15 protein-coding genes, 2 tRNA genes and 1 other RNA gene are annotated in these 16,597 nt (G+C 49.4%); 7 read left to right on the top strand and 11 right to left on the bottom strand.

Features of this window, described 5'->3' with window-relative positions; all coding sequences use genetic code 11:
• The first annotated feature begins 507 nt into the window (after positions 1 to 507).
• The 3 genes from CCC32_RS03090 (at position 508) to CCC32_RS03080 (ending at position 3,945) form a co-directional block, all read left to right on the top strand.
• On the top strand, positions 508 to 1,596 hold the full coding sequence (locus tag CCC32_RS03090) for a helix-turn-helix domain-containing protein (protein WP_287072233.1): 1,089 nt from the start codon (positions 508 to 510) through the stop codon (positions 1,594 to 1,596).
• Between the two features lie 764 nt (positions 1,597 to 2,360).
• The gene (locus CCC32_RS03085; RefSeq protein ID WP_287072231.1) at positions 2,361 to 3,392 is read left to right on the top strand and encodes a LacI family DNA-binding transcriptional regulator; all 1,032 of its coding nucleotides are present in this window, start codon (positions 2,361 to 2,363) and stop codon (positions 3,390 to 3,392) included.
• Positions 3,393 to 3,519: 127 nt separating this feature from the next.
• Positions 3,520 to 3,945: an META domain-containing protein gene (locus CCC32_RS03080; protein ID WP_022317670.1), complete on the top strand. Its 426-nt coding sequence runs from the start codon at positions 3,520 to 3,522 to the stop codon at positions 3,943 to 3,945.
• A gap of 113 nt (positions 3,946 to 4,058) precedes the next feature.
• Here the strand turns inward: CCC32_RS03080 and CCC32_RS03075 are convergent, their stop codons facing one another.
• Together CCC32_RS03075 and CCC32_RS03070 are read right to left on the bottom strand one after the other, a co-directional pair.
• Positions 4,059 to 4,670, bottom strand: a complete 612-nt coding sequence (locus CCC32_RS03075) for a DUF4230 domain-containing protein (protein ID WP_287072229.1) — start codon at positions 4,668 to 4,670, stop codon at positions 4,059 to 4,061.
• A 12-nt stretch (positions 4,671 to 4,682) separates the two neighbouring features.
• Positions 4,683 to 5,366, bottom strand: coding sequence for a DUF4230 domain-containing protein (locus CCC32_RS03070; RefSeq protein ID WP_353756122.1), 684 nt, complete (start codon positions 5,364 to 5,366; stop codon positions 4,683 to 4,685).
• Between the two features lie 210 nt (positions 5,367 to 5,576).
• Here CCC32_RS03070 and CCC32_RS03065 point away from each other — a divergent pair, with 210 nt between their 5' ends.
• Positions 5,577 to 6,131 carry a DUF4738 domain-containing protein gene (locus tag CCC32_RS03065; protein WP_287072227.1) on the top strand — a complete coding sequence of 185 codons (555 nt, stop codon included), beginning with the start codon at positions 5,577 to 5,579 and terminating at the stop codon, positions 6,129 to 6,131.
• Positions 6,132 to 6,450: 319 nt separating this feature from the next.
• On the opposite strand, the gene CCC32_RS03060 is transcribed toward CCC32_RS03065, so the two are convergent.
• From CCC32_RS03060 to CCC32_RS03050, 3 genes are all read right to left on the bottom strand, one after another.
• The gene (locus CCC32_RS03060; protein WP_197070923.1) at positions 6,451 to 7,206 is read right to left on the bottom strand and encodes an exodeoxyribonuclease III; all 756 of its coding nucleotides are present in this window, start codon (positions 7,204 to 7,206) and stop codon (positions 6,451 to 6,453) included.
• A 225-nt stretch (positions 7,207 to 7,431) separates the two neighbouring features.
• Positions 7,432 to 7,908, bottom strand: coding sequence for a 6,7-dimethyl-8-ribityllumazine synthase (gene ribH / locus CCC32_RS03055; protein ID WP_022317675.1), 477 nt, complete (start codon positions 7,906 to 7,908; stop codon positions 7,432 to 7,434).
• Entirely contained in the window at positions 7,908 to 8,609 is a 702-nt protein-coding gene (locus CCC32_RS03050; protein WP_022317676.1) for a tetratricopeptide repeat protein, read from the bottom strand. Before CCC32_RS03050 ends, ribH begins: the two co-directional genes overlap by 1 nt.
• Positions 8,610 to 8,869: 260 nt before the next feature.
• Here CCC32_RS03050 and recF point away from each other — a divergent pair, with 260 nt between their 5' ends.
• Both recF and CCC32_RS03040 read left to right on the top strand, forming a co-directional pair.
• Positions 8,870 to 9,964: a DNA replication/repair protein RecF gene (gene recF / locus CCC32_RS03045; RefSeq protein WP_042518990.1), complete on the top strand. Its 1,095-nt coding sequence runs from the start codon at positions 8,870 to 8,872 to the stop codon at positions 9,962 to 9,964.
• Between the two features lie 72 nt (positions 9,965 to 10,036).
• Positions 10,037 to 10,327, top strand: coding sequence for a DciA family protein (locus tag CCC32_RS03040; protein ID WP_042518849.1), 291 nt, complete (start codon positions 10,037 to 10,039; stop codon positions 10,325 to 10,327).
• Here the strand turns inward: CCC32_RS03040 and CCC32_RS03035 are convergent.
• From CCC32_RS03035 to CCC32_RS03020, 4 genes are all read right to left on the bottom strand, one after another.
• Positions 10,321 to 10,932, bottom strand: coding sequence for a 5-formyltetrahydrofolate cyclo-ligase (locus CCC32_RS03035; protein WP_278841414.1), 612 nt, complete (start codon positions 10,930 to 10,932; stop codon positions 10,321 to 10,323). The two genes, CCC32_RS03040 and CCC32_RS03035, sit on opposite strands and share 7 nt — an antisense overlap.
• 62 nt (positions 10,933 to 10,994) lie before the next feature.
• Positions 10,995 to 12,683: a S41 family peptidase gene (locus tag CCC32_RS03030; RefSeq protein ID WP_044073514.1), complete on the bottom strand. Its 1,689-nt coding sequence runs from the start codon at positions 12,681 to 12,683 to the stop codon at positions 10,995 to 10,997.
• Positions 12,670 to 13,113 (bottom strand): deoxycytidylate deaminase, encoded by a 444-nt coding sequence (locus tag CCC32_RS03025; protein ID WP_022317681.1) that lies wholly within the window; start codon positions 13,111 to 13,113, stop codon positions 12,670 to 12,672. Before CCC32_RS03025 ends, CCC32_RS03030 begins: the two co-directional genes overlap by 14 nt.
• A 21-nt stretch (positions 13,114 to 13,134) precedes the next feature.
• Positions 13,135 to 15,243: a M3 family metallopeptidase gene (locus CCC32_RS03020; RefSeq protein ID WP_287072219.1), complete on the bottom strand. Its 2,109-nt coding sequence runs from the start codon at positions 15,241 to 15,243 to the stop codon at positions 13,135 to 13,137.
• Positions 15,244 to 15,767: 524 nt separating this feature from the next.
• Between CCC32_RS03020 and CCC32_RS03015 the strand changes: the two genes are divergently transcribed.
• Positions 15,768 to 15,840: transfer RNA gene (locus CCC32_RS03015), tRNA-Phe, on the top strand.
• Between the two features lie 318 nt (positions 15,841 to 16,158).
• Here CCC32_RS03015 and CCC32_RS03010 read toward each other — a convergent pair.
• Together CCC32_RS03010 and ffs are read right to left on the bottom strand one after the other, a co-directional pair.
• Positions 16,159 to 16,235 (bottom strand) — tRNA-Thr (locus tag CCC32_RS03010).
• A gap of 1 nt (position 16,236) precedes the next feature.
• An RNA gene (gene ffs / locus CCC32_RS03005) (signal recognition particle sRNA small type) lies at positions 16,237 to 16,335 on the bottom strand.
• Positions 16,336 to 16,597 lie beyond the last annotated feature (262 nt).

The following is a 16,597-nucleotide window of genomic DNA, read 5'->3' as shown; positions in this document are numbered from 1 at the left end:
TCTTCAGCCCCCTCTCGTTCTCCCTCGTATGGGAGGGAAGGTTACTTCGGCTATTTGACTTCAGCCCCCACCTAGCCTCCCCCGTAGGGGAGGAACGGTTACTCTTGACTGTTTGATTATCAAAGAATTATCCATAATCAGAGTATCTATCCCTCCCCTACGGGGGAGGCTAGGTGGGGGCTGATGACAATATTCGGAGTTACTTCTCTTATCATCTTTAGCCCCCTCTCGTTCTCTCTCGTATGGGAGGGACGGTTACTTCGGCTATTGACTTCAGCCCCCACCTAGCCTCCCCCGAAGGGGAGGGACGGTTACACTTGACTGTTTGATTATTAAAGGATTATTCATAATCAGAGTATCTATCCCTCCCCTACGGGGGAGGTTAGGTGGGGGCTGATGTCAGAATGCGGAGTTATAATAAGTATTTTTCTTAAGTCAATTAGCACGTAAATCAGCGGAAAAGTATTATATTTGCAAGTCATAAAGTCAATCCCCAATAACCATACCATGACAGGCGACTGGAAATACCTTTTCATCACATACGGAATGGCCATCATGTTCTATTCGATGATGGCATGGCTCTTCTGGTTCCGATCCAGAGGGCGGGCAAAACACATGATAGCCTTCATCATGCTGATGATAGCGCTGCAGAATGTGAAAGACCTCGCCATCATAGACACCGACAAGGCCTACGACCCCTCGCTGTCGGCAATCGCCACATGTGTAGACATCATCGCCGTGCCGATATACGGCTTCATACTCGTGGAACTGTGCCGGCCGGGATGGATAAAGACGAGGTGGATGGTGATGACAGAAGTGCCGTTCGTGGTGATGTCGCTGCTCTATGTAGTGACGCAGAACCACCTCTTCTATATGCTCCTCTGGCTGTTGTCGCTCGCCTATGGCCTGTGGTGCATCGTCTGGGTGGCACACGACCTGCCACGCTATCACCGCTGGCTCAAGAACGAATACTCATATCAGGAGAACATCAACCTGCACTGGCTGAGAGGAGTGACACTGCTCTTCTTCATAATCCTCTGCATCTGGGTGGTGGACTGCATATATCCCTCCACCCTCATCGACACCATATATATATTGTCGTCGCTCGTGGGATGGATGGTGGTGTGCTACTTCATCAACAGACAGGAGCTGGTGATAAAAGAAGTGATAGACTCATTGCCGACCGAAACCGCCGAGCCCCTTGCCCCTGCTGCTGCCGACGGAGAGACGGAAGAAAGCGACAACGAACGCATCAAGCTACTTTCAGAACAGCTTGAGAAACTCTTCACCGTAGACAAGGTTTATCTCGAACCGCGACTGCGCCTCGTGGACCTGGCACAGAAGTTGGGCACCAACCGAACATACCTCAGCAACTTCTTCAACAAGGAGAGGCAGACCACCTTCTATGAGTTTGTGAACGGCTACCGCATCTCCCACTCGGAGAATCTGCTCACTACCACAGACTACACTCTGGATGTGGTGGCGGAATTGTCGGGATTCAACTCCCTTTCCACCTTCCGCCGCGCCTTTTCGGTGAAAAACAACTGTAGTCCGCAGGAGTACCGGAGTGTCAATACGTCAAATTGTCAGAATTGACGGCCACTGTAAATGCCGCTGAATCAATGCTTTGTACGCATTGACACACCATTTTTACCGTTTGACACTCTGAAAAGGACGAAAATTTGTAAATTTGCGCTGTTGTTAAGACATACTTATACAAGGACCAACTATCCATATATACGACAGACGCAAAGACTTTTACTGGCGAGTAACAGCAATAGCTGAAAAAATACGTAGAATACCAACCGGAGACTATCTATACTTGGATGATTTAAAAGGGAAGCCCGGCGGCAGCGGTGCCGTCGGGTTATTTTGTGTTGATAAAAAGACAATATTTGTCCTTATTTTGGGCACGGTGCTTGCCCATGTTGGGCACGGTGCTTACCCCGGTTGGGCAACGTGCTTGCCCCGGTTGGGCACGGTTGCTGTCCAAAATGTGCCCAAAATGTAGGTGCTTCAGCAATCATAAATCCATGCAAATCCGATTGCCAGAAGGGTATAAAAAAAGGTCGGATATGTTTCGCAACATAACCCGACCGACATGTTTTCTAACTAACTTATTATCAACTATTCATTACTCTTTTTGAATTCACGCTGCAAAGTTAATACTAAAAGTGGCAATGTCATACCCCTTTTGGGATAAAATAACACGCAAACGTTTGCAGAATCAAACAAAATGTCTAAATTTGCATACTGATTATAGTACGACTTATATGTAGTATCATATCACCGGCGTATGACACCAACAGAGGCGGTGTTTTTTTTGTATAGACTTGTTCATTACATCATAAAGAATTTATATGAAACAACATAGAGTATCGCTAAAAGACCTGGCGGCGCAGCTCGGAGTCAGCATCGCCACTGTTTCACGAGCCTTGCGCAACAGCCATGAAGTGGGCGAAGAGCTCAGAGAGCGGGTGCAGAAGCTCGCCAAAGAGCTGAACTATCGTCCAAATCCATTCGCACAGAGCCTCAGAAGCGAAGCACCGAAGGTGATAGGAGTGGTAGTTCCCAATCTCGTGACCCACTACTATTCAGCTGTACTCGACGGAATAGAAGACTATGCCTCGCAGGAAGGATATTCGGTGATGGCTATAAACAGCCACGAAGACTATCTGAAAGAAGAGAAGGCTATCAACAACTTCATAAACATGCACGTGGAAGGAATCATAGCCTGTCTGTCGCAAGACACCACAGACTATTCCCACTTCGAGGAGATACACAAGATGGGAATCCCCCTCGTGTTCTTCGCCCGCACCTGCATGCCGGAACTCTTCTCACAAGTGGTGGCAAACGGTGACGAGGCAGCGCAGCAGGCAACGGAGCATCTCATCAAGACCGGCAGCAGGAGAGTAGCGTTTCTCGGAGGTCCCAACCACCTCGACATGGTGAAGCGGCGCAAGCACGGATATCTGGAGGCGCTCAAGGCAAACAAGATACTGATAGACAGAGATATCATAGTGTGCGGCAAGATAAACTTCGCACAGGCACAGCAGCAGACGATACGCCTGTTGAAGAAGGAAAACCGCCCCGATGCCATCCTTGCCTTCAACGACATCATCACCTATGCCGCCTTCACGGCGGTAAAGTCGTTGGGACTGCGGATTCCGGAGGATGTGGCGATAATCGGTTTCACCGACACCGAAGCATCTGAATACGTCACACCGAAGCTCTCCACGATAGAAGACCAGTCGCATAAGACAGGAACCCTGGCCTGCGAACTGCTGATGAGAGTGATAAAGGGCGACACGAAGCGCTACCACGAGGTGGTGCCGATGAAACTCATGATAAGGGAGAGCTCGGCAAAGATAAAAGAAAGCAAGCAGTCATAAAACCGCTGCATCAAGCGGTATTACTTAAGGAAAAAGATTATTCATATTTGTGACGCGCCCCCAGCATCGTCATGCCGGAGCGCGTCATGATATTACACAAACTACAATCAACAAAAGTTTCAAGCACATGAAGAAAAATTTCGCATTGGCAGCCCTTGCTGCTGCCGTGATGATGTCGTGCGGCTCTACAAAGAGCGTGGGCGACGCTACAGCTCTCAACGGAGAGTGGAATATAATGGAAGTGAACGGTTCTAAGGTGGACAAGGCAGATGTGGAGGAAGCTCCATTCCTGGGTTTCGATGCCAAGGACAACAACGTGTATGGCTGTACGGGATGCAACAGACTGACAGGAACACTGAAGGTGAAGGGCAACGGCGGCATCGACTTCGGTCAGATGGGCTGCACACGGATGCTCTGCGCCAACATGGAAGTGGAGCGCCAGGTGCTCGACGCTCTCGGAAAGACAGCCAAGTATTCTCTCGACGGCACTGGCAAACTCACGCTCACCGACAAGAGCGGCAAGACCGTGATATTGCTGGAGAAGAGAAAGTAAGAGACAATCCCGTCTTATAGAATCAGCCCCTCCCTTTTCGCATTGCGCAAGAAAGGAGGGGCTGATAATTTTATATAACGACCTATTCGGGATTAATCATCGCTTTGTGTGGTTCACTCCTGCCATGATATGGCGAATTTCTCAATGCCGAGCGCCTTCAGCATCTTTCCGAATTGCAGAGAGGCATTCTCCCTTGCCGTTTTGATGTTCTCTTCAGTGAGGCAGCGCGCCAGCATCTTGGCGTAGGCACGGTGGTATAGGGAGTCGCGGTCAGCATCCGTCCAGCTGCCCGTCTCTATGAAAGCCTTTGTCCGTGCCTCGTCGATGAAATCCTTGTCGAGCAGTTCAATCTTCGGCAGCGCCACCAGCACACTGTCCCCCTGCTGACGAATCCAGCGAGGCGACACATCATGCATGTTGATGCCAAGACTCAGTTTGCCGTAGTATATCCTCACCAGTTTGTCGTCGCGCAGGAATCCTCTCTTGATGGTGTCCACCAGTTCCTCGTCGTTTACGGAGAGGAATTCCCATTCTCCGATCTGTTTCATCGACGTTATGATGGTAGGCGTCACATCGATCCTGTCGTCCACCTCCAGCCTTGCCGATGAAGTCTTCGCCGTATGGCAGAAGCCAAACACCAATACCACCACGGCAATCACCGCCACTGCCCATAGCATGATGTTCAGTTTTGTGAGCGTTATCTTGTTTTTTCCGGTCTTGTCCATAATATCCCCTTCCTATTTTCTTTCCGCATCACTTGCGGTCACAATCATTTTCTTTATCTCGTTGTCGGAGAAATCCTTGCGGAACGATATCGTTATGTCCTTCTCGTTGAATCCCATTCCCACGAAGAAAGGCACCATCACCCTTGCCGCACTCTCCTTTGCCATCTCCATGATGCCCGTCTGCGGGATGTCGTTGATGATAGCCTGTCGCCCCTGCTGTTCATAGCCCGCCATCTCCTTGTCGGAGAAATTCTGTCGGGTCAGAGCCACATATTTTCTTATCTCGCCGTGGTTGATGCGGCTCGATGTCATCTCGATGCGAGGGTCGGGGAGCGTGACGTCAATCTTGTCTCCGACGCGGTGGACGTTCTTCTCAGAGAACGAGGAGAGATCGATATACGCCTTCACCGTGGCGTCGATAGGTATGGCGATCTTTCGGGAGCCCATGGGCAGCGCCACGTCGTAGTCCTGGTTGAGGAACTTGCCCTTCATGCGTATTTCGTCATCGTGGGTTATTATCTTGTGCATCTTGTATTCCGCGGTATACAGGCGCGAACACTTCTGCACCTGCATCACCAGCATCGGTATGGTGTCAACAGATTCCGGCTGCTGCCGGGGAGTCTGCTTCCGGGAGCACCCGGCCACGGCAAGCGCTGCAAAGACAATAAGGAAATTAAAGTATAGTCTGTTCATCATTTCGTTTCAATGCTATTTGGATTGTCGAATATATGCAAAGTTAATGAAAAAAAACGTTTGATGAGGCTTTGTGTACCTAATTCTTTCAAAGGTAAAGCATTTTTAGGACTTTACTTCACGCTGGCTCGTTTTTTTGCATTACCTTTGCAGACAGTGACTTGCATACGCCGGATAGTGGGCAGTATGCTTTTATTTGAAAAGGACATAAGAATGAAGAAAACCGTATTTTTCGCCATTGCGGCACTTTGTCTGCTTGGCATCACCTCGTGTGAGGAGAAAAAAAAGACAAAAGATATAATAGCCACGAAACCCGTTGTAAAGCCCGTTCAGAGCGGTCCGAAGAAGATGTCGGAGTTTGAGCGCACAGAAAAGGTGGAGTGGGGCGGCGAGACCTATAAGGTGACCGTGAAGCGCAGCGCCACAGACAATGAGTTTACCGACGACAACGGCAAGCGGTATTATGACAACCGCTTCATGCTGACGATCCTCAGACCCGACGGTTCGGAGTTCGTAAGGCGTGAACTCACCAAGGAGTCATACTCCAACATCGTGGATGCTTCCTATCTCGCCAAGTCTACAGCCCTCGGGCTGGCATTCCTTGAGGTGAAAGACGGAAGACTCGTGTTCCTCGGCAGTGTGGGATGTCCTGATGAGCTCAGCGATGACTATATCCCAATCTCCATCACCATCTCCCGCGACGGCAGCTTCTCTATGAAGCAGAGCGACACCAATGGCGAGAGTTCAAGCGATGACGAGGGAGTGTAAGGGCGTTTAGTCCCTGTCCAGCCCGTCAACTTTATAAAGCAGATATAAACCCAAATCGGTCATTAGGCCGTTTAATGTCATATTTTACAACTGCTTGCAGTCTTTTGCTTTTTATAAGGTGTCTTTTGCCTGTTTTTAATTCGCAATAGCTCGCTATTACTCATTAAAAGCCAAACAAAATCCACTCTTCTAAAAAGCAAAATACAAGCAAGCCCTAATGACCGCTTTGGGATAAAAATAAAAAACGGCATAATGACTGTGACTGGGGGCTTATCCCCAATCGGTGATTATGCCGTTTTTCTGATTATCTTTTATCTTATTATCTTATCGTCAGCTCCACCGGACAGTGGTCGGAGCCGAATATTTCCGTGTGTATCTTTGCACCCACGAGGCGGTCGTTGAGCCTTGCCGATGTGATGAAATAGTCTATGCGCCACCCTGCGTTCTTCTCCCTCGCATGAAAGCGGTATGACCACCAGGAGTATATCTCCTTCTGGTCAGGATAGAAGAAACGGAAGGTGTCGGTGAATCCACTGTTGAGCAGCGTCGTCATCTTGTTGCGCTCCTCGTCGGTGAATCCCGCATTGCGGCGGTTTGTCTTGGGGTTCTTCAAGTCAATCTCCTCGTGAGCCACGTTCAGGTCGCCACAGAAAATCACCGGCTTCTTTTCGTCCAGTTTCTTGATATAAGCCAGAAAGTCATCCTCCCATGTCATACGGTAGTCCAGTCGGCGCAGCTCATTCTGTGAGTTTGGCACGTAAACGGTGACAAGAAAGAAATCCGGCATCTCCAGCGTAATCACTCTTCCCTCGTGGTCGTGTTCCTCCACTCCTATGCCGTACGACACGTTCAGCGGTTCGTGTCTGGTGAATATCGCCGTACCGGAGTATCCCTTCTTTTCGGCATAGTTCCAATACGACTTGTAACCCTCGAAGCAGATGTCGAGTTGTCCCTCCTGCATCTTCGTTTCCTGTAGGCAGAAGAAGTCAGCGTCGAGTTCTTTGAATATCTCGCTGAATCCTTTTCCCACGCAGGCTCTCAGTCCGTTGACGTTCCATGATATCAATTTCATAATAGCATTTTTTTTTGATAAAATCCTCACGCTCTGAAATGTGAATACATTCCCATTTCTCTCGCTTGATAGGATTTTTAGTTGGTAAACAGTGTACTAATCTCCTCGTCAACTCGTTAACTTGTCAACTTGTCAACTTGTGAATAAATAAGGGCGGACCTGATGCAGCCCGCCCCGATTATAGATGATTTTATTACTGATTTAAAATTGCGTTCAATAGCGCATTGTTTAGAACTTCGCCATTTTGATGGCGTCGATTGCACATTCGTCACCCTTGTTGCCGTATTTGCCTCCGCATCTGTCGAGCGCCTGCTGCATGTCGAGTGTGGTGAGCAATCCGTAGATTACAGGAATCTCGCTCTTGGCGTTGAGTCTTGCGATACCGTAGGTCACGCCCTGACAGATGTAGTCGAAGTGTGGAGTCTCACCCTTTATCACGCTTCCCAGGATGATGATGGCGTCGTATCCGCCGTTGAGAGTCATCTGGTGGGCACCATAGATAAGTTCGAAACTTCCCGGCACCGTCTTCACGTGTATGTTTTCAGGCAGAGCGCCATGCTTCTCAAGCGTGCTCATACATCCGTTGAGCAGTGCGCCCGTAATCTCAGGGTTCCACTCTGCCACTACGATGCCGAAGCACATATTGCTCGCGTCGGGTATCTTGTCAAACTCGTAGTCAGACAAGTTGTGTAATGCTGTTGCCATTATTTTGTTGTAGCTCTTTCGATATATTTGTCTATCTGCTGATAAGCGGCAGAGTTGACATACTTCTTCTTTATGTCCTGATAGATCTGCAGAGCCTCGTCCTTCTTGTTCTGGCTCTCAAGGATTTCGCCAGCCTTGATGAGGAAAGTAGGAGAGAGACTGTTGTTGGTGTTGTCCTCAGCCTCGTCGTCAGCCATCTTGGCAGCCTTTTTGAAAGACTCCACAGCCTTGTCGAGCTGGTTCAGGTGAGCATAAGCGTCACCCAGGGCAGCCACTGCAGCAGGGCTGATCATCATGTCGTCGGCAGAAGAATAGTTCTCCAGATAGCTGGCAGCCTCTTTCCATTTGTCGAGGTTCGCGCAGCAGAGTCCGGCATAGAGGTTAGCCAGATTGCCAGCCTTAGTTCCGCTATAGTCAGAAGTGATGGCCTTGAAACCCTTGAATCCTGCACCGTCGCCATTGAAAGCCTTGTCAAACTGCTGGTTTGCGAAGTAATCCTGACCCTTGGCGATTGCAGTGCTTGCCTCGTCCTCTCTTGGCTCAGCATAGTAAGTCTTGTAAGCCAGATAGCCAGCGATGATGATGATGATTGCTAACACACCGTAGATGAGAGCCTTCCTGTTCTTGATGAGGGCAGCCTCTTTCTTGTTCAGAGCGTTGTCATTGTTCTCAGCGCCCTTTTTTTCAACTGATATTGCCATTTTATGATTTTGTTTATTATTCCTAAATTTATAAAGCGTGGCAAAATTACGTAAATATTCTCATATATTGAAATTTATGATTGTTTTTTTTCTTTCTTGACTCATAAACCTTTAACTTTGCAGTGATAAAACAATCATTTTCGCCATGCCAGCCCTGTTGGCAGAGGTAAGTGGAGACCGAGCGAGAGGCAGCGGGCACGACGGCAAAAGATTGTGAGACAATAAATTTGATAATCAGAAAATACTCCGGAAAGAAAGTCATGTATCTAAAGAACATCAATATTCTCGGCTATAAGAACATAAAGGAATCATCGCTCCAGCTCTCGCCGGGCATCAACTGCTTCATCGGTTCAAACGGAGAGGGCAAGACGAATTTCCTCGATGCCGTGTATTATCTTTCTTTCTGCCGCAGTGCCACCAGTTCCGTAGACTCCACGGTGATCAACCACGACTCGGATTTCTGTGTCATCGAGGGAGTGTATGAAAACGAGGATGGCGACGAACTGGATATCTATACCGGCATGAAGCGCGGAGTGAAGAAACGCTTCCGCCGCAACAAGAAAGACTACAAGCGCCTGTCGGAACATATCGGACTCATTCCGCTGATTATGATATCCCCCTCAGACACATATCTCATAGAGGGAGCGAGCGACGAGCGGAGGCGCTTGATGGACGTGGTGATATCGCAGACCGACGCCACTTATCTGCAGGCGCTGTCGAGATATAACAAGGCATTGCAGCAGCGCAACTCCCTTCTGAAGATGGAAGAAGAACCTGACGGCGCACTGCTCGACATCTGGGAGGAACAGATGGCAAAGGAGGGCGAACTGATATACGAGAAGCGAAAGGCCTTCGTCAGCGAGCTGCTGCCAAAGTTTCAGGATTACCATACACGAATTTCCGGCGGCAAGGAGAAGGTGAGTCTCAACTATGTGTCGCACTGTCAGCGCGGTCCGCTGCTCGATGTTATCCGTCGCGACAGAATGAAAGACCGTGCCGTGGGATATTCCCTGCATGGCGTACACCGGGATGACCTGGAGATGCTTCTCGATGGCTTCCCGATGAAGCGCGAGGGCAGTCAGGGGCAGAACAAGACCTTCGTGGTGGCGCTGAAACTGGCACAGTTCAACTATCTCTCCGCCACAGTGTCGAAGACCTGTCCGATACTTCTCCTCGATGATGTGTTCGACAAGCTCGACGCCATGCGCGTGGAACAGATAGTAAGGCTCGTTTCAGGTGAGGCGTTCGGACAGATATTCATCACCGACACCAACCGCGACCATCTCGACTCTATTCTCGAAGCGAGCGACTCCAGTTACAGGATATTCAATGTGGAGGGGGGAAAGATAGTATAGACCTACACACACAGCCGGATGGCTGTTTGTAGGGATTGGATTAAGAATCAAAAAAGGAAAGGAGAAAAATATATGTTCAGACGTGATGTACAGAATCTTGCCGATGTGCTCAATCTCTGTTTGAGACGCAACGGCCTTGAGACGCCGCTCCTCCAGCATCGTCTTGTAAACGCATGGGATAGGGTCGTGGGGCCGGGCGTGGTGGCATACACCGGAGAGAAGTTCATTAAGAACCAGACCCTGATGGTGAAGATAAAGAATCCCGCCCTTCGTCAAGATCTCTCCATGATGAAGCAGCGGCTCATCACCCGTCTCAATGGTGAGGTGGGCAGCATGATAATAACTGATATAAAGTTTTATTGACCGCAGACCACCATGTCCATCCTGTTGTCATGTTCGTCGGCAGGCACTGCATCTACGAACTGGAACGGGAAACATATACCTATTTTATATGTATTCCCCTTCCTGTTTTCACGCTTTTCATTGACGCCTTTTCCGCTTTCACACTTTTCATTGACGCCCCTCTTTCCGGCAGCGTTCAGAAAGCGGTCGTAATATCCCTTTCCTCTGCCGAGGCGGTTGCCGTCCTTGTCGAAAGCCATTCCCGGAATCACCGCCACGTCGATGTCTTCATAGTCAGTGAAGAGTTTTCCGCACGGTTCCATGATGCCGAAGCTACCCACCTCCAGGTCAGCGTCGCCATCGTATTCCCTCAGTTCCATCTCGCAGTCGCTGATCACCTTTGGCAACACGATTTTCTTTCCCTCGCCGTGCAGCCTGTGTATCATATCCATGGTATACACCTCGTCGGGCAGAGAACAATAGAGCATCACCGTTGTTGCCTCCTTGATGCATGGAAGCTCAAGGAGCTTTCCCGTGATTACGGTAGAAAGCGCCTTGAGTTCCTCTTGCGTATGTTGCTTCTTCAGCTGTCTGACAGCCTTTCTCAATTCTGTCTTTGTAAGCATTATCGTTGGTTTTTCTTTGTCAGATTATTATGGTCGGGTTCAGGTCGTCATCCCGTTTCGCCTCATTTGCCATTATGCAGCTTCTTTCCCTTTGCTGCTGCCTTCTTTGTGGCAGCTTTAGGAGCAGGCTGAGGTTTCTTGGGGAACGCCGCATTGTTCTTGAACACGTTGAGGGCAGCGTCTATCACCTTGTCGTCGCCGTTGATATACTGCGTCCATGCCTTCTCGTCGAGGATGTTGTATATGATGCGGCTGTTGATATAGCGGTCGAGCAGTCTGTGCGACTTCTTTATCATCAGGTTGCGCCTCTGGAGTCCGTTCTTGTTGGCGAATGTGGCGAACTTGTCCACGAGGTTCTGTTTCTTCAGATAGTCAGCCAGTTCCATCATCTCCTTATACGAGTTCAGCTTGATGCGGTTGTCGTCGGTATATACGAAGGCAAATTGCAGGATGAGTCCGCTCATGCTCGCCTCTTTCAGGTATGACGTCATGCCGATAGTATCTTCAGGCACGAAGATGTCAGGCGTGATGCCGCCACCGCCATACACCGTCCTGCCGATGCCGGTGTGGTAGGCAGGTCCCGTGTGCTTGATGCTGTCTTGTGAGAAGAATTCGCCGTGCTGGTATCTCGCCAGCAGGTCCTCTTCGTAGTCAACATTGTCGCCAGCCGTATAAGGCTTCTGGATGCAGCGTCCCGATGGGGTGTAGTAGCGGGCGGTGGTCAGACGGATAATGCTGCCGTCGGGGAATTCCATCTGTTTCTGCACCAGTCCCTTTCCGAACGAGCGGCGTCCGATTATCGTTCCGCGGTCGTTGTCCTGTATAGCTCCGGCAAAGATTTCAGAAGCCGATGCCGACGCCTCGTTGATGAGCACTACGAGCGGTATGCTCTGATAGCTGCCGCTGCCGTCGCTGCGGAACTCCTGTCTTGGCGATTTCCTTCCTTCGGTATATACAATGAGCTTGTTCTTGGGCAGGAACTCGTTTATCATCTGCACAGCCGATTCGAGATATCCGCCCGTGTTGTCGCGCAGGTCTATCACGAGGTTTGCGAATCCCTCCTGCGACAGTTCCGCCAGAGCCACGAGCAGTTCGGCGTAAGTGTTCTCACCGAAGTTCTTTATCTTGATATATCCCGTATTCTCATCGAGCATATACACCGCTGAGATGCTCTTCTGAGGAATGTTGGCACGCGTTATGGTGAAGTATTTCACGGCTTTCGATCCATACCTCATCACTCCGATTTTCACCTTAGTGCCCTTTTGTCCCTTCAGTCGGCGCATCGCCTCTTCGTTGGTCACCACCTTTCCAACGAAAGGCTTTCCGTCCACGCTCACTATCTTGTCGCCGGCCAACACGCCGGCCTGCTGTGCCGGACCGTTCTTCACCACGTTCTGCACGTGGATGGTGTCTTGTCGGATAACGAATTCCACACCGATTCCCGAGAACGAGCCCTTGAGGTCGTCCTGCGTTCTCTGCACGTCTTCGGCGCTGATATAAACCGAGTGAGGGTCGAGGTCAGAAAGTATCTGCGGTATCGCCATATCAACGAGCGAGTCGATGTTCACGTCGTCAACATATTGATCGTCGATGATATGCAGCAGGTTGTTCAGTCTGTTGCTTCCCGAGTTTATGATATTCAGTCTGTTGCCCGAGAAATGGTTGGCATAGAAAGTGCCGATCACCACACCCACTATCACGCAGATTGCCATAAGCATCGGCGTCAGTCGGTTGGGTCTATTTTGTCTCATATTCGTCTGGATTAAGATGTATCACATTGATTTTAGCCCTTTTCAGAAGGTCGATGCCCTCGCTGAGCCTGTATTCCCTGGCATAGACGACACGTTTGATGCCGGCCTGTATTATCAGTTTGGAGCATTCTATGCATGGAGCGTCGGTGACGTAGAGCGTCGCTCCGTCGCTGTTGTTGGAGCTTCGGGCGAGTTTCGTTATGGCGTTTGCCTCGGCATGGAGCACGTAGGGGTGAGTCACGTTGTTCTCGTCCTCACACACGTTCTCGAATCCGCTTGGCGTGCCGTTGTAGCCGTCGCTGATTATCATTTTGTCTTTCACGACAAGGCATCCCACCTTTCTTCTCTCGCAGTAGCTGTTCTCCGACCATATACCTGCCATGCGCAAGTATTTGAGGTCAAGCCTGAGCTGTTTCTCTTTGTCGTCCATGATTCTTGAAAGTGTTTGTCGTTATTGTTGAGTCTGGCGGTTCTCCTCTGCCGAAGCTTTCTTTATTCCGTTTCTCTCAAGCAGTGCGTCGATGGTAGGTTCACATCCGCGGAATCTCTTGTATAGTGTCATCGGATGCTCCGTGCCGCCCTTCGACAGGATGTTATCGCGGAAGCTCTGTGCCGTTTCCCTGTTGAAGATGCCGTTCTTCTTGAACACGCTGAAGGCGTCGGCATCGAGCACCTCAGCCCATTTGTAGCTGTAGTATCCGGCGGCATATCCTCCAGCCATGATGTGGCTGAACTGCACCGTCATGCACGTGTCTTTCAGCTGTTCCAGCACCATCGCTTTCTGCCATGCCTTCTTCTCAAACGGTATGATGTCGTCGGTGAAGGCATCCTTCTTTGTATAGTACGCCATGTCGAGCAGTCCGAAGCTCACCTGCCTCATGCAGCCGTATGCCACCATGAAGTTGCGGCTCTTCCTGATCCGCTCTATCAGTTCGTCGGGCAGCGGTTCGCCGGTCTTGTAGTGGAAGGCGAAGGTGCGCAGGAACTCCTTCTCGGCGCCGTAGTTCTCCATGAACTGCGACGGCAGTTCCACGAAGTCCCACCACACGTTGGTTCCGGAAAGGCTTTCGAATCTGGTGTTTGCGAACATGCCGTGGAGACTGTGTCCGAATTCGTGGAGGAAAGTCTCCACCTCGCCCAGTGTCAGCAGCGCCGGCTTCTCGGCAGTAGGTTTCGTGAAGTTCATCACCACGCTAACGTGTGGTCTCACGTTCTCCCCCTTCTTGTCAATCCATTGTCCCTGATATTCCGTCATCCATGCTCCGCCCTGCTTTCCCTTGCGAGGATGGAAGTCGGCATAGAACACGGCGAGATACGAACCGTCCTTGTCGAACACCTCGTATGCCTTCACGTCGGGATGATAGACGGGGATGTCCTTGTTCTCCTTGAATGTTATGCCGTATAGTCTGTTTGCCAGTCCGAACACTCCGTCTATCACGCGGCTCAGTTCGAAATACGGGCGCAGCATCTCGGCGTCGAGGTTGAACTTTTCGAGTTGCAGTTTGTGGGAATAGAAGCTGAAGTCCCAAGGCTCCAGTTTGAAGTCGTCGCCCTCCATGCTCTTCGCCTTCTTCTCGATGTCGGCCACCTCCAGCTTTGCCGTAGGCATATAGGCGTCGATGAGGTCGTCGAGCAGCTTGTACACGTTCTGCGTATTGCTTGCCATACGGTTTTTCAATACATATTCGGCATACGTCTCATATCCCAGCAGCTGTGCTATCTCCCTTCTGAGGTTAACGATTCTCTTGCATATCTCCAGGTTGTTCTCCCCGTTGTCGTGCGTACACATCGTGTTGCGCTGCATATACATCTCGCGTCTCAGTTCGCGGCGTGTGGAATATGTCATGAACGGACTGTAGCTGGGATAGTCGAGTGTGAATATCCATCCCTCCTTCTTCTGTTCCTTTGCAGTCATGGCAGCCGCCTCCTTCGCCGTGTCGGGCAGTCCGTCGAGATCTTTCTCATCGGTGATATGCAGGGTGTATGCCTTTGTCTCTTTCAGCAGATTCTGCGAGAACTGCAACGACAGCATGCTTGCCTCCTCGGTAAGTTTTCTCAGTTTCTCCTTTCCCTCGTCGTCGAGCAGCGCACCGCTTCTCACGAATCCGTCGTAGCAGTTGTCGAGCAGTCTCTGTTCCTCAGGAGTCAGTTCGCGGTGGTTGTCGTGTACCGCCTTTATCCTCTCGAAGAGTTTCTTGTTGAGTCTCACGTCGTTGGCGTGTTTCGTCAGTATCGGCTGCATCTTCTGTGCCAGGGCGTCCATCTCGTCGTTGGTCTCCGCACTGAGCAGGTTGAAGAACACCGTGGAAACCCTCGACAGCAAGTCGTAGTATCCGTCCTTATCGTCGTCAACGTTGATTATCGTGTTGTCGAAAGTTGGTTCTGCGGGATTGTTGATAGTCTTTTCTATCTGTTCGTCGTCGCGCCTGATGCCTTCGAGGAATGCCTCCTCGTAGTCCTCGAGCTTTATCTTGTCGAATGGCACCGTTTCGTGCGGTGTCTTGTATTGTTCGAGGAATGGGTTCACTCTTTTCGTCTTCTCAATTTCTTTTTCTTCCATACTGTATGTTGTCCTTCTTCTGATTTCGGTTTAAGATACTTATTTATTAATACAAAGATACCCTTTGTTTCTAAATGACACAACAAAATGGGTGACATTTCTCGCTGCTCTATCTTTTTTTAACAGTTGTGATGGTCTTGTGGTTGCTATATGACTTCGTTTCCGTCTGGCTTTGACAGGGTTGTTGTTTTCTTGACGACGGATTCACTTACCTGTCTGGTGGTTTGTCCTCTGATTTCAGACAAAAATGGATAAATGCATATATTCATATTGTTAATTGGGTAAGTCGTCTGACTTTCTTCTAAAAATCAGCGGACTTGTCCAATCGGAAATACATACAGAAGGTTATCTTTGTTTTCTTCTGAAAAATCACGTTAGGAAAAGAAAATGAATTCTTGTTTTCTCTCGATTAATCAGTTTTTTTTGATAAAAAATGAAGGAAAAGTTTGCAGGTTAAAACTTTTTGTGTACCTTTGCAACCACAAATCACGCTTATGCGTTGTTTGCATTAATAAATTTATGATGGTGCCATAGCTCAGTTGGTAGAGCAAAGGACTGAAAATCCTTGTGTCCCCGGTTCGATTCCTGGTGGTACCACTCCTCCTTTCATTGGTCCTGTTTGCGCAAGCAGCAGGGCTTTTTTTATGTCATTTTTTTTAGTGATATCCGCCATCCGTTTCGCTATGCAGCACTAACCACAAAACTTTATTCCTAACTTATGGTGATGCCAGCCGGAAAAATCCGCTGACCCATAATCCGCCAATCCCCATTTGGGACGAACCGTTGCCTGACAGTAGATGTAGAATATCACAAGTGTTTGGGGTGTATAAACATTATATAAACAAAAAAAGAGAGATGCTTCCTGAAACCAGGATATCATCTCTCATTTCCCTTCATCTTTTCATTTCCCATTTGTGGAGCCTCTTGTCGGATTCGAACCAACGACCCCGAGATTACAAATCACGTGCTCTGGCCAACTGAGCTAAAGAGGCGGGTGGGCAAGCTACTTGTATCGCGTCGCTACAACCAACTACCTTTGCTACGTTCCCGTCCTGGAGGATTCGAAGGGAGCTGACCGTACAAGACTTACCCGTCTTGTTCACTTTTGCGGGTGCAAAGGTAATGCTTTTTATCTTTTCCACAAACTTTTTCCTTCGAAATTTCAAAAAAAAGTCTGCCTATACTCGTTATACCATATAAAATAAGTACTTTTGCATCGAAATAACAACGAAAGAATAAAGAAAGAACAAAGAATATGGATATCAACAAGTCTTCTAACGACGAATACCGGCAGTTTACCGCCTTTGCCCGAATCGACGGAGCGATAATCGGTGTGATGTGGGTTGTCAGTTTC

Origin of the sequence: Prevotella sp. LMAG:51, from assembly GCF_008680225.1 — a bacterium.
GTDB lineage: Bacteria > Bacteroidota > Bacteroidia > Bacteroidales > Bacteroidaceae > Prevotella > Prevotella pectinovora.
The sequence above is the reverse complement of the archived record's forward strand: the minus strand, read 5'-3'. Positions and strand labels throughout refer to the sequence as shown.